This is a genomic window from Flavobacterium sp. KBS0721 (assembly GCF_002007065.3).
Classification (GTDB): domain Bacteria; phylum Bacteroidota; class Bacteroidia; order Flavobacteriales; family Flavobacteriaceae; genus Flavobacterium; species Flavobacterium piscis.
In genome coordinates, this window is the sequence record NZ_CP042170.1 from 4562235 (window position 1) to 4576508 (window position 14274).

The following is a 14274-nucleotide window of genomic DNA, read 5'->3' on the forward strand; positions in this document are numbered from 1 at the left end:
ACTTATTTTTTAAAGTTTTTGATTCCCGAATTCAGCCAATTGTAATAGTCCCCGATATTCGGATTATAGGCCGAAGGTTCGGTTAAATTGGTGCTGTTGTGATCTACAATTACATAAAATGGCTGAGCATTTGCTTTGTAGGTTTTAATTTGTAAATCGCTCCATTTATTACCAATCGTTTTAATCTTTTTTCCAGTAGTTTCAGAAATATATTGTTCGTTCTCCGGCAATTCTTTTTTATCATCAACATACAATGAAATCAAGACAACCTCATTTTTTAAGACTCCCAGAACTTTCGCATCTGACCAAACGAGTTCTTCCATTTTTCTGCAATTCACGCAGGCATAACCTGTAAAGTCTAATAAAACAGGCTTTCCTGCTTTTTTGGCAAATTCCATTCCTTTATTATAATCGTGAAAAGTGATAATGTTTTGCGGACCAAACTCTGCTCCTTCCGGTAAAACTTCTTTTATTTCAGATGAACTTTTAGAACCTCCAAATCCGTCTGGTGATTCGCTGTAATGCATTGGCGGCGGGAATCCGCTAATTAACTTTAATGGCGCTCCAAAAAGCCCGGGAATCAGGTAAATTGTAAAACTCAAAACGAGTAATCCAAAAGTTAATCTTCCAACTGAAATATGGTTTAATGGAGAATCGTGTGGCAAAGTAATTTTTCCAAACAAATAAAAAGCTAAAGTTCCAAAAACGGCAATCCAGATGGTTAGAAAAACTTCTCTTTCCAGCCAATGCAATTGCAAAACCAAATCGGCATTCGATAAAAATTTAAAAGCCAAAGCCAGTTCTAAAAAGCCCAAAACTACTTTTACCGTATTGAGCCATCCGCCAGATTTTGGCAGCGCATTTAACCACCCTGGAAATGCTGCAAATAATGAAAAAGGCAAAGCAATAGCAATCGAGAATCCTAACATTCCAACAATTGGTGCAATACCGCCTTTTGAAGCCGCCTCTACTAACAAAGTTCCAACAATTGGCCCTGTACACGAAAAAGACACTATGGCTAAGGCCAAAGCCATAAAGAAAATTCCAATTAATCCTCCTCTATCTGCCTGAGAATCGACTTTGTTGGCAAGCGAATTGGGCAACATTATTTCGAATGCACCTAAAAAAGAACAGGCAAAAACCACTAATAAAATAAAGAATATCAGATTGAACCAAACATTTGTCGAAAGTGCATTTAACGAATCTGCACCAAAAACCGCCGTTACAATTGAACCTAACAATACATAAATAATCACGATTGAGAATCCGTAGATCAAAGCGTTTCTAATACCGGCAGCTTTGGTTTTACTTTGTTTGGTAAAATAACTCACCGTCATTGGGATCATTGGGAAAACGCAAGGCGTTAACAAAGCCGCAAATCCGGATAAAAAAGCAATTATAAAAATACTTATTAATCCTCTTGATTCATTTTTTTTAATCGGATTTACACTGACTTTGTTCTCTTTTTCTTCTGATACTGTAACTGCTTTTTCTGTAGAAACGGTATCATTATGCATAACAGCCGTTGCTTCTGCGGAAGCCTGCTTTTTAGCATTCGGAATTTTAAAAGACAATTCTTCTGATGAAGGAGGTAAACAATTACTGTCATCACAAACCATAAATTCTACTTCGGCAGCGATGTTTGCAATTTCATCTGATGTAAATTTTATCTTTTGTGTAAAAACTGCTTTCTCTTCAAAATATTTGATTTTCATATCGAAGATTTTGTCGACCGTTTCATGTCCTTTATCTTCGGCTGTTTTTCCAATTAATTCAAATTTTTTCTGCGCATTTTTAAATGTAAAAGCGGTTGGCGAAGGTCCGCCTTCTTCAATATATTGTCCGTACAAATGCCAACCGGGTTGTATGACTGCCCGAGCTTTTAGAATATACTCTTTATCTGATATTTTTTCTACTGTTGTTGTCCACTTTACCGGATTGTACATTTGCCCAAATATGCTATAACTCAGCAACAACATAAAGGTTATTAGTAATTTTTTCATTGGTTATTTAGGTTTGATGTTTTTGAAAAAAAGAGCTGCTGGCAAACAGCTCTTTTCGGGTCTTTCTTAGAAAATTGCTTACTAATTCAGTTTCTAATATGAAAAAAATGAAAGACGGACTATTAAAAATTTTTGTTTTTTTGTTTCGGGTTTCAGGTTTCAAGTCGCAGTCGCAGTCGCAGTAACTTTGTCAAAGTTTAAAACCTTTGCAAAGTTGTCTTTACTAGAAGAGTACTCTATTTCAACGGTTTCCCTTCTTTATCAAGCGAACCCGATTTGATTACAATCATCTTATCTAACTGAATGTATTTTTTGATAGCATCATTTACCTGTTGTAAAGTCACTTTTTCGATATCTTTTGGATATTGTTCTATGTAGTCTGGTTCTAAACCTCTTTCAACAAAACTTAAAATTGTTCTGGTCATTCCGTTTGTGGTTGACATTCCAACTTTAAAACTTCCAATTAAATTGGTTTTCTTATTTTCTAATTCTGCTGTTGTGATTCCGTCTTTAACCCATTTATCGACCTGAACCATGGTAGCATCTAATCCTTTTTGAAACAAAGTTGGATTGAAAGATGCATTAACCATCCAGTAACCTCCAGTGCTGATATTCCCTCCTGTACCGGATGAAATACTGTACGTTAATCCATCATTATCACGAACAGTCTGCATCAAACGTCCGGCAAAACCTGCGCCTAATGTATAATTGGCAATATAAAACGGAATATAATCTGCATCAGATCTTTTTAAACCTGTATACTGCCCGATAAATAATTCGGCACTTGGTTTTTCGGCGATGGTAATAACCTCTGTTTTTGATGCTGATTTTACAGCTTCTTCAAACTTCATATTTTCTACTACTCCACCGTTCCAGTTTTTGAATGATTTTTTTAAAGATCCATTTAAATTGGCTCCTTCAGTATCTCCTACAATTACTAAATGCATAGACGCTGGTCCGAAATATTTTTTATGAAAAGCTTTAACCTCATCAAGAGTTGCATTTTTAATATTTGCAATATCATCTTCTACACTTAAGCTGTAATTTGGATTCGCTTTTGGATAAATAGCCTGCAGCAAAGCAATTGTTCCTCTTTCGCCGGGATCATTTAAATTTTGTTGTGTGTTTCCTATAAATTGCTGCTTTAAGTTTTCGAATTCTTTTGCATCAAACAATGGATTTCTTAACTCTTCTGCCAATAACGTAATGACCTGATCTAAATCTTTTTTCAAACATTTAAATCCAATATTAATTTTAAAAGTCGATGCGTTTACATTTAAATTGACACCTAATTTTTGCAGTTTTTCTGAAAATTTAAATTTGTCGTTCAGCGTTGTTCCTTTTGATAACATGGCTGCTGTTAATGACGGGATCGCAGTATTCTTTGTTTCGTTTGCATAATTCCCTAATGAAATACTTGCTGCAACAGTAACAAAATCTTTAGCCGAAGTTTTTACTGAAACAATATCGATTCCTGCTACTTTTTCTCTTTTATAAGCCGAAGGTGTTTTTTCGCTAGCAGTTTCTTTTACAAATTCTACAGCGTTATTTATTGGTTCTGATAAAATGTTTTGTAGATACTCTTCGTGATCATGTCCGTGGTTGGCATCTCTGTAATAAAATGGCCCGTTTTCAGGCATAAAATTATTAGCTTGAGCTGTGTCCGGATTTTGTGCACCAGTTTGTTTCGGTATAAAATATCCGGTTGTACTTTGATCATCAACTAAATATTTTTGTGCCACTTTAAGAACATCCGCAGGAGTTACTTTCTTTAATCTGTCAACTCCAGTGATATAATCTGTCCAGTCTCCGGCTGCAATGGCTTCTGTCAATTCTGATGCAATAACTCCTGAACCGTCTCGGGCTAAAATAGTTTGTGCGCTAATTTTTGCCACAACACGATTTACTTCGTCCTGAGTTACGCCCTCTTTTTGAATTTTTGCTACAACTTCACTTATTTTAGCATCAATATCCTCGTGCTTTGAAGTGGCAGGAAAACCAACTCCAATTGTAAAAAGTCCAACTTCTTTAAAGTTTGTGGCATTTGCATAAGCATAAATCCCCAAACCTGTGTCTACAAAAGTTTTGCTTAAAATCGCTGAAGGACCCGAACCTATTATTTCGCCCAAAATATTTAAGGCCGGAAGATCTTCGTGTAAGGCTCCCGGAATTTTATAGGCTTTGTTTACAACGCCCAACTCTCCCGGTTTTTTTAGTACAATTTTACGAGGTCCGTATTGTTGTGGCTCTTCGGTGTAAGGTTGCGGCATTACATTTGGCGCTTTAGTAATTTTACCAAAATACTGCTCAATTAATTCGAATACGTTTTCTTTTTTGAAATCTCCAATAATAGTCAAAGTGGCATTATCAGGCCAATAATAGGTATTATAAAAATTACGCAAGACTTCGATTGGTGCTTTTTCGATATCTGATTTCCAGCCAATTGTCGAATGATGATAAGGATGTGCAATATATGCTGAAGCCCAAATTTCTTTATCTAATAAACTATTTGGATTGTTTTCTCCACGTTCGAATTCGTTACGAACTACCGTCATTTCGGCCTCTTTATCTTCTTTCAATAATAAAGAATTTCGCATTCTGTCTGCTTCTATCTGAAGCGCCAATGCAATCTTATCACTTGGCAGGGTTTCGAAGTAATTGGTACGATCGTACCAGGTTGTGGCGTTTAATTGTGCTCCTGTATTTTGAAGCACATCTGTAATCGTGTTTCCATTTTTCTTATTGAAAGCTGGCGTTCCCTTAAACATTAAATGCTCTAAAAGGTGCGTTGATCCCGTATTTCCTAACACTTCATTTTTAGAACCTACGCGATACACAATTTGTACGGTTGCAACTGGCGAAGCATTATCCTGCAAAAGCAAAACATTCATACCGTTTGGCTGATACAAATACTCTTCGATTCCACCTAATTCCTTTATTTTCTTAAAGTTAACTGATTTATTTTGCGCTGAAACAAGCGTACAGAAAGCTAGTGAGCAATAGCCCAGAAAGATATGTTTTTTCATTTTTTGTGATATTTTTGTTTAGTTTTCAGTATTCAGTCGCAATTTACATTCGCAGCTGGCAGTTTTTGAAAACTGAAAACCGAGACTGTGACTGAAAACCGAGACTGAGACTAGGACTTTTTTAAGATTTACTGAAAATTTCTTTTAATTTTAATTGTAGTTCAGCTTCTCTAAGGTTTTTAGCAATGATTTTTCCATCAGGTCCAATTAAGTAATTGGTAGGTACTAATTTTACTCCGTATAAAACGGCAACATCATTTTTCCAGCCTTTTAAATCCGAAACATGTGTCCAGGTTAATCCGTCTTTTTCGATTGCTTTTTCCCAAAGTTTCTTTTTATCATCTAGCGAAACTCCCAACACATCAAATCCTTTATCGTGATATGTTTTGTATGCCAAAACAACATTGGGATTTTCTTTACGACATGGTCCGCACCAGCTTGCCCAGAAATCTACCAAAACATATTTTCCTTTGTAATCCGATAGTTTTACGATTTTTCCGTTTACATCTGTTTGAGAAAAATCTAAAGCTACAGCACCGGGAGCCGTTTTATCATCAAGATCGATGGTCGCTTTTAATTGTTTTCCATAAACTGATTTTTGAATTTCAGGAGATAAAATTCCATAATATTTTTTTACTTGTTCAGGTGTTCCGTAAGATACAATTCGGTCACTAATTACTAAAGCGGCACCCACTTTATCTTTATTTTTAGTAATATATTTATCTGTAAGATCATCAGCTAAAGTCTGAAGGTCTTTCCATTTTTTATCCATCATGGTTTGCTGTTCCGGTGTTAGTTTTACTTTTCCGTTTTGTTGCAAAGAATCCGATAATTTATAAACAGGTCCGGCAATCGCTTGTATTTTTTTGAATTCATCCTTATAATACGATTGGTAAATATCGTTTTGAGTTGCTCCTGTAATCTTAGCTTTAAAAATAGAGTCTTTTTTAGCTTCAATTTTAATGTCTTCGTTATCTAATAACACTAAGGCGCCATATTCCTGTCCTTTCAATTTTAAGGTATATAATAAGGGCTCATTTACTTTTCCTTCAAATGTAAAGGCTCCCTCTTTTATCTGAGCAGAATCTACAATTTGTTTGTTCCCTTTTTCATCTGTGTTCTCCAAATAAACAGTTCCTTTATCTAATCCCGAAATTGTTCCGTTGATAGTAAAACCTTCCTTTTTTGAGCAGGAAGAGATTGTGGTTATAAGTGCTAAAGCGGCTAAACCTGATTTTAAGATTGTACTTTTCATGTTGTTATTTTTTTTTTAGTATTTAGTGCCAGTATCCAGTCGTAGTTTTTAGTCAGTATTTTACTGATTACTGTCACTGCGACTGTGACTGAGAACTATGATTTTAAAAGTTCTTTCAATTTTTCTTCTAATGCTTCACCTCGTAAATTGTCGCTGATAATTACACCTTTACTATCAACTAAATAGGTCGCCGGAATGGTTATTACATTAAATGCATTACTTACTTTATTGTCATCTAAGAGATTATGCCATGGCATATTTTCCTGTCCTAATGCTTTTTGCCATGCTTTTTGATCTTTATCGATTGAGATACTCAGAATCTCAAAACCTTTATCAGCATAAGCTGTATAAGCTGTTTTTAAGCTCGGAATTTCTTTACGACACGGCGCACACCAGCTTGCCCAAAAATCAATTAGAATGTATTTTTTCCCCGCTATGATATCTTTTACATTAAATCCCTTTCCGTCTTTATCATTCAATGCAAAGTTGGAAACATTTGTTCCTACCAACGATTTAGGATTTACTTCTTTTTCTACCAATTGTCCGTAGTAGCTTTTTTTAGCTATTTCTGAGAATTGTGCAAAAACGGGTTTCTGATCTGGTGTCAAATAACTGTATTGCGTCATCATAAAAAACGGTCCCCACCAGGTTGCTTTATGTTTCGAAATCAAATTTTCTGAACTTGACTGTACTTTAGCAAAAAAGGCTTTTTCATCTGCTTCAAATTTTTTCCATTCCGGAGTATTTCCAATAGAATCCATTTGTTTTTTGTTGCCTCCTGTTCTCGCTTTCGAATATGATTTTGAAAGTTCCTCAGTACCTTTATGATAGGCAGCGTAATCGTTATTTAACTCTTCTCTAAAAGCAGTTTCTTTTTTGAAATAATCATTTGCTTTTGATCCTGTAATAACTTCGTTTTTGAAGTTGATTCTTTGGTCTTCTTTTTTTGAAATTTCAGATTCGGCAGTTACTTTTATTTTAGCATTTTCGACCAAAACCGGAATAAATCCTTTGCTCTTTGCAAATGAAATGTAAAATAAACGTGGTTCTTTTAGTTTTCCTGTAAAAGTAAAATTGCCGTTTTTACTTGTCGTTTCGGCAACTGCAGTTTCTGATGAATGTGTTGCTCCGGGAATTAACTCAATTATGGTTCCGTCTTCCAGGCCTTTTATACTTCCTTCAAGGGTATACGATTGCTGAATTGCTTTTTTAGCCTGTGCCTGACTGGTATACGAAACCAGCGACAAACCCAGACATAATCCGAATATTTTGTATTTAATTGTGTTCATTTTTGATTGCTGTTTTTAAAAAAAAGCCTCCCTTTCGGAATTTCTACTCAGGAAGCTTTTGAGGTTTTATTTTGCTACATTTTGGGTAATGGTTCCGTTTCCAGGGTTTTTAGTAGCTCCTTGAGGAAATGGCATTGTCCATAAATGAGATGTTGATGATAAGTTGTAGGTTACTCCTGCATCTACTTTTGTAAAACTTACTTTATAAATACCTTCTGCGTTTAAACGACGTGCATCTGCAAAAGGAATTAGTGTTAGGATAAGCTCATTATTTTTAGTTTTAAAAATAGCATTCAAAGCAGTAGTTTTATCTGCAGTTACAATATCCTGATACGAAGCAGGAAGTATACGTGTTTTACGAACTGTGTTTAATACGTTTAGTGCATCGCTTATTTGTCCTGCACGAGCCAGACATTCTGCTTTGATCAAATATACTTCGACAGTAGTAATTCCTCCATAATTAAAATTACCTGATAATATTCTTCTGTAATATGTTTCTGCTCCAATGGTTCTAATTTTCCAGCGGGACAAGAAACGACCATCTCCTGCTTCAAAACGCTGCGCACGTTCTACCGGAATATTATTTTCTGTGGTTAATCCTGCAGTAGAGCCATGACGAAAGGTGTAATTTTCGACATAATTATATCCCATAGGCGATGGTGCCGTAATATTAGGATCCGGATTTTCGATGATTGTTTTGTTGGTATTATAATATCCTACCCAGTCATACAATTTATTATTTTCAGACAACGCAAGATCTGCATATTTTAAAGCCTCGGTATAATTATTCATTTGCAAATAAACACGTGCATTTAAAGCATAACCTGCTCCTAAATTAGGATGCAAAGCAGTTTGAGAAACTTTGGGCAAATAAGGCAATGCTTCTTTTATATCTGCCAATATAAAATCATACAATTCCTGAATATTTACTTGCTTGCTTGGCGCATTAATATCAGCACTGGTAATTAAAGGAACTGATAATTTTGTAGAAGCTGTAGAGGCTATATAAGTATCTGCGTAGTAATTTACCAGATTATAGTAGCACATAGCGCGCAGAATCTTTGCTTCTGCCCATACAATTCTTTTTTCTTGTTCCGTTGCTTCTGTTGTTCCTAATGCATTGGTAATAATTAAATTGAAAGTCGAAATTCCGGCATAGCTTCTGTAATACATAGCTTCATCTGCCTGATTTAATTGTATACGATCAGCAGTTTCATCCCACATATAATTGGCTTTTACCAAGCGGTCAGCTGATAATCCGGCTATTGTAACAAATCTATCGTTTAACAGGTTTGAAGCGTGCTCAACAAAAACAGATTGGTTAGTATATTCGTCGCGTATAAAAGCTTCAAAATCTGTTAAAGTTGTGGGTACTTTTTTCCCTTTTGGTACATCATCCAAATAACTTTCGCAAGAGTTGAGAGTTAGTCCTAATGCCAATATCAATAGTGTCTTTTTATATATATTTTTCATCTTGTTCTCTTTTTAAATTAGAAATTAATATTTACACCAAAAACTAAACTTGGAGATTGAAACCCATTTAAAAGATATTTTGCATCTCTGCTTTTGGCTACTGTAAAAACATTTTCAGCATTCAGATTAAAGCGCACATCTTGCAATTGTATCCTTTTGATAATATCCCTTGGCATTTGATAAGCTAATGACACATTGCTTAATCTTATATTCGAAGCATCAAGAATATTGATATTTGCATAACGATAAATATCACGAGAATCTGAAGTAAAATCAGGATCGTATTCATATACAGCACGAGGAATATTTGTAAAGGCTTCGTCGCCCGGCTGCTGCCAACGGTTTACAATATTTTTGTTTACAGTTGTTATATCTGTTACATAATCACCTAATGCTCCGGAATAGTTATTGCTTAGCATCGGTAAAAATGTATTTCTAATTTTATGACCTAGTTCGTAGATGAAAAGTGCAGAAAGAGAAAAGTTTTTGTAGTTTACGGAGGTATGAAACGATCCGCTGTGTGTAGGTACGGTTGATCCGTAATCTTTTACGGCATTTAGATCAGACGGATTATATTTTACTTTTTCGCCCGCTGCATTATAAACCTGAGGTAAGCCTTTCTCATTTAAACCCGCCCATTCATAGCCATAAATAGTATTAAAATCATTTCCAACTCTTGGATAGGCCGATGGATAATCTAATTGCAGGTAGTAAACGGGGGCTTCAACTTTTACATAATCGACTTTATTTTTGTTATACGCATATAAAACTGAAGCATCCCATGAAAAAGAAGCAGTTTTTACAATGGTTCCTCTTAAAGTAGTTTCGATACCTTTATTGGTCATTTCACCGTTATTTATTTTATAAGTAGAAAAACCAAAACCTTCTGTTGGAACTCCGTTACTGTTTGCCAATAAATCTTGTCCTTTTTTGTTGTAAACATCAAAAGTTCCGCTCAATCGATTATTAAAGAATGAAAAATCTAAACCTATATTGGTTGTTGTTGTTTTTTCCCACGATAATTCAGGATTTGGTCTTGAATTAATTCCTCCCTGAAGTCCGCCAACATTGTTATTAGGATTATAATACGCTGTTAAATAAGGAGCTGAATCTTTGGCAACATTTCCTCCAATACCGTATGAACCTCGAAGTTTTAGGACATTGATCCAGTTTACATGAAAAAATGATTCTTTATCAATATTCCATGCCGCACCCGTTGACCAGGTTGGTTTATTTTGATATTTATTATCTGTACCCCAAAGGTTAGAACGATCCCAACGCAAACTTCCTGTTACAGAATATCGCCTGTCATAGGTATATCCTCCTGTTCCGTAAAATGAAACATAACGATTTACCAATTCACGATCTGCTGCAAAATCATTTTGACTCATGTAACCTCCAAAAATAGGACCGTAAACTTTAAGCAAATCTACCTGATTTACCGGAGTAAAACTCAACGTTTGTTCGTCCCAGCCATAGCGCGTATTATCAGTATACTCTACTTTTGTATGGCGTATCTCCATACCCGCAATGGCAGTAAAATCATGTACATTATTAATAGTCTTGTCAAAATTTAACTGCTGACGAAAGTTGTAAGCATTCGAAAATTGATTGGTTTCTTTTAAGATATCCCCATAAGGCAAATTAAATACGGCTTTATTATTAGCAATAGTAGCCAGACTGTTTACTGTCGCTCTAACATCATACGATTCTTTTTCTCTTGTAAGGCTTGAACGATCTGCAGCATATTCATATTGAAACATCACATTGTATGTAAATGATTTATTGAATCTTACGTTAAATTTTGCAAAAGTTCTGTTTAAGAAGTTTTTACCTTCATCAATATTTCTTCCAAATTCATCCATTGGCGTAATATCCATGTTATAAAGACCATAAGTCTGCATAGATGTAAGGGTATTAGTGTTGTATCTTGATGCTGCTGTCGAAGTAAAGTTAGAACCATCATCGTTGACTAATTGATTGTACATTTGATATTTAAACTTTGGATCAAACGGATTGTAAGCTTGTGTATTGCTTTTACTGTAATTAGTGTAAGTACCCAAATCTAAAGTTAACCAGCTCGTAATTTCGGTTGAATTTTTTAAGTTAATACCAACTGATTCATTATCAGAATAACGATCTTCAAATTTATTTCCTTTATACGTCAATGAGGCATTAAAGCTGTTTGATTCTGTTGCTTTTCCTAAACTTACATTGTGCTGAATAAAGTACTGATCACGTTTTGCATATCTCGCAACGTCATCATAATATTTATAACCTTGCGCACCTAGTCCGTTTAGGCGATTATTCATTTCTGTTTGCGAAATATTTCCCGCATAACCATTTAGCAACGTTTGCATACCCTGGCTGGTGAAAACGGCATTTTGCAATAATGATTTTGCATAAGTACTGGCATTAGCGCCCTGCAAATTAGGATTTCCTGCTGCCCATCCTTTTTCTAAATCAATAATATCTCCTGAGTCAGTAAGATTACCAGTGTAATTTCTATAAGGCGTAACGGTTAAATTACTTGAGAACGAAATATTTGTTCTTCCTGCCTTAGCTTTTTTAGTGGTAATAACCACTACGCCATTAGCTGCGCGTGCACCATAAATAGAGGATGCAGCCGCATCTTTAAGAACCGTAATAGTTTCAATATCTTCTAAATTTAAATTAGGTAAATTTTCCTCCAGACTATAATATTGATTGAATTTTGTGCTCTCTATCGGGAAACCATCAATCACGTACAAAGGTGTTGTTAAACCATTCATAGAAGTATTTCCACGAATTTTTCCGTTTTGATATCCTACAATACGTCCTTCCAGAATTGAATTTAAACTACCTAAACGCTGTTCCTGAAAATCTTTGGCTTTCAGGCTCGAGAATGATCCTGTAGATTTTTCAGCCGAAATATTTTGATATCCCGTAGTTAATACTATTTCGCCTAATTCAAGTGTTTCTTCTTTAAGCACCACATTAATAACGGCTCTACCGGCTACTTTTATTTCCTGTCGTACATACCCCAAATAAGCAAAAGCTAAAGTTGTTTCGCTACCAACGGTAATAATTTGATAATCACCATTAAAATCTGTCTGAACTCCATTTCCCGAGCCATTATCAGAAATTGCTGCTCCTACTAACGGAATTCCTTTTTCATCGGTTACTTTTCCTTTTACAATAAAATCTGCAACTGGTTTTTCAGGAACAGCCTTTACAGCTTCTGATGTTTTTTTAGGTGTTAGAATAATATGAGATCCTGAAATTTTATAATCAGTTCCCGTATTTTTAAAGATCGTATTTAGAATCGTTTCTATAGAAACATCATTCAGCCTAACGTCTATTTTTCGATCTAAATCTACCGATCTTACATTATAAACAAATCTATAATCTGTAGTATATTCCAGTTTCTCAATGACTTTTCCAACGGTCATGTCACTGGCATTCAATGACATTTTTGCTTTCTGAGAATACGAAACTCCCGCCTGCATAACTGTCAGTGTGGTAAATAAAAATAGTGTGGTCAATTTCATCTTCAAATCAAATTTCAAAAAAGGCCTGTCGAACCTGATTTTGTTCAATACTTTTTTCATACTTTTAAATGTTTTTAATTGTGGTTGGTTAGTGTACTGATCGCATTTTATTCTACCGGAAAATGTTGGCGCATTTTCCGGTTTTTTTTCTAAATAACGATCCTTGTTTTCTGGATGTTTTGTTACATAGGCGTTTTTTATTTTAGATTCTGGATTTTAGATTTTAGATTTTTTTTGTCTATTCTATTCTCTTGCTTCTTTATTCTATTCTCTTGCTCCTTTATTCTATTCTCTTTACTTAATTGTAATCTGATCTTCATTTATTTTATAATCAATGGCATAACTATCACTAAAATATTTCAAAACGACCTCGATAGGCTCATTGTCAAAACGGGCATTGAAGATTTCTTTGCCCAATATTTTATTTTTATTAATAACAGTGACATTGTAACGACGTTCCAGTGTTTTTATAATGGCATCAAAAGAGGCATTTTTAAATACTAAACTTCCTGTTACCCAAGCTGTATAATAATCTGTATTCACAGATTCTGTTATGATTTTTTGCTGTCCTCTTATATTTGAACCTTTTAAACCCGGAGTTAGGTAAACCTGATTCTCTGCTGTTTTTTTATCTTTATAAAGCGAAACTTTTCCCTCTACCAAAACAACATTTGTACTTTCATCTTCTATATACGAGTTCACATTAAACTTAGTTCCCAGAACTTCTACATTAACTTCTTGTGCATTTACTGTAAACGGATGTGCTTTATCTTTTGAAACTTCAAAAAAAGCTTCTCCCGTTAGATATACCTGACGGCTTTGATTTTTTGCGAACTGAACCGGATATCGTAATGATGTTCCTGCATTTAAATACACAATCGTACCATCTGATAATTGAACTTCAAACTTTTTACCGTACGGAATTTTCAAAGTATTATAAATCATTTTTTGGTTTGAATTGGTATTGAAATAAACCAATCTGTTTTTCTCCTGTTTTCCAATTACTTTTCCGTCTTTGTCTGTTACATCTCGTGTTTCAGAAATATTTATTGTTTCTGCCGATTCATTGCCTGACTGTAAAACAATATCGTCCTCTCTGGGAACAATGACATTTTCTTTAGCATGAAATAAATTTGAATTTTGATAGAAGTAAAATCCTCCCAAGATCAAAATCAAAATTGCCGCATATTTGTAATAAGACGAAAATCTTCTTTTTTGAAAAACGTTATTTTCTTTTTGGATTCTTTCTGTTAATTGTTTTTTTAATTCGGTTGAATCAAAAGTGTACATTGCAGTATCAATTGCATAATTGGTTTTTACAAAATCCTTAAATACAATTTGATTCTTCTCTTCTTTAAGCCACTCCGTCAAGGTCTCAATTTCTTCCTTACTTGCCTGATTTGTGATAAACTTAACAATTAATCGCTCTGACTTTTTCACTGTCATTTTACTTGTTTTTAATATTATTACGAAGCTAAAAAACAAAACCCTAACAATTTGATAAAGTTTTTTTCATTTTGATGATTTTTTTATTTTTCATAATTCTTTATCCTTAACAAACTATATTAATTTCATAGAATTAATGCAGTAAATGTTTTTATCTTTGCCTTTTTTCCTCTTTTTATTTGTAATAATTTTCAAATAGAAAATGATAAAAAAGCTGAATTTGCCGAAATAAAGCGTGCATTTCGGCCTTAA

Annotated in this window: 7 protein-coding genes; all 7 read right to left on the minus strand. The window is 34.5% G+C overall.

What is annotated here, in order from left to right:
* Positions 1-2: 2 nt before the first annotated feature.
* A complete protein-coding gene (locus tag B0M43_RS19370) occupies positions 3-2003 on the minus strand; it encodes a cytochrome c biogenesis protein CcdA (protein ID WP_078007809.1) in 2001 nt (666 codons plus the stop codon).
* 236 nt (positions 2004-2239) lie between these two features.
* Positions 2240-5029, minus strand: a complete 2790-nt coding sequence (locus tag B0M43_RS19375; protein WP_078007810.1) for a pitrilysin family protein — start codon at positions 5027-5029, stop codon at positions 2240-2242.
* A gap of 121 nt (positions 5030-5150) precedes the next feature.
* Positions 5151-6284, minus strand: a complete 1134-nt coding sequence (locus tag B0M43_RS19380; protein WP_078007811.1) for a TlpA disulfide reductase family protein — start codon at positions 6282-6284, stop codon at positions 5151-5153.
* Between the two features lie 95 nt (positions 6285-6379).
* Positions 6380-7573 carry a TlpA disulfide reductase family protein gene (locus B0M43_RS19385; RefSeq protein WP_078007812.1) on the minus strand — a complete coding sequence of 398 codons (1194 nt, stop codon included), beginning with the start codon at positions 7571-7573 and terminating at the stop codon, positions 6380-6382.
* 66 nt (positions 7574-7639) lie between these two features.
* Positions 7640-9046, minus strand: a complete 1407-nt coding sequence (locus tag B0M43_RS19390) for a RagB/SusD family nutrient uptake outer membrane protein (protein ID WP_078007813.1) — start codon at positions 9044-9046, stop codon at positions 7640-7642.
* Between the two features lie 17 nt (positions 9047-9063).
* Positions 9064-12636 carry a SusC/RagA family TonB-linked outer membrane protein gene (locus B0M43_RS19395; protein WP_078007814.1) on the minus strand — a complete coding sequence of 1191 codons (3573 nt, stop codon included), beginning with the start codon at positions 12634-12636 and terminating at the stop codon, positions 9064-9066.
* Between the two features lie 234 nt (positions 12637-12870).
* A complete protein-coding gene (locus tag B0M43_RS19400) occupies positions 12871-14022 on the minus strand; it encodes a FecR family protein (protein WP_078007815.1) in 1152 nt (383 codons plus the stop codon).
* Positions 14023-14274: the final 252 nt, after the last annotated feature.

Coding starts and splice junctions, on each gene's coding strand:
- B0M43_RS19370 (WP_078007809.1), bottom strand. CDS start 2,003: ATGAAAAAATTACTAATAACCTTTATGTTGTTGCTGAGTTATAGCATA.
- B0M43_RS19375 (WP_078007810.1), bottom strand. CDS start 5,029: ATGAAAAAACATATCTTTCTGGGCTATTGCTCACTAGCTTTCTGTACG.
- B0M43_RS19380 (WP_078007811.1), bottom strand. CDS start 6,284: ATGAAAAGTACAATCTTAAAATCAGGTTTAGCCGCTTTAGCACTTATA.
- B0M43_RS19385 (WP_078007812.1), bottom strand. CDS start 7,573: ATGAACACAATTAAATACAAAATATTCGGATTATGTCTGGGTTTGTCG.
- B0M43_RS19390 (WP_078007813.1), bottom strand. CDS start 9,046: ATGAAAAATATATATAAAAAGACACTATTGATATTGGCATTAGGACTA.
- B0M43_RS19395 (WP_078007814.1), bottom strand. CDS start 12,636: ATGAAAAAAGTATTGAACAAAATCAGGTTCGACAGGCCTTTTTTGAAA.
- B0M43_RS19400 (WP_078007815.1), bottom strand. CDS start 14,022: ATGACAGTGAAAAAGTCAGAGCGATTAATTGTTAAGTTTATCACAAAT.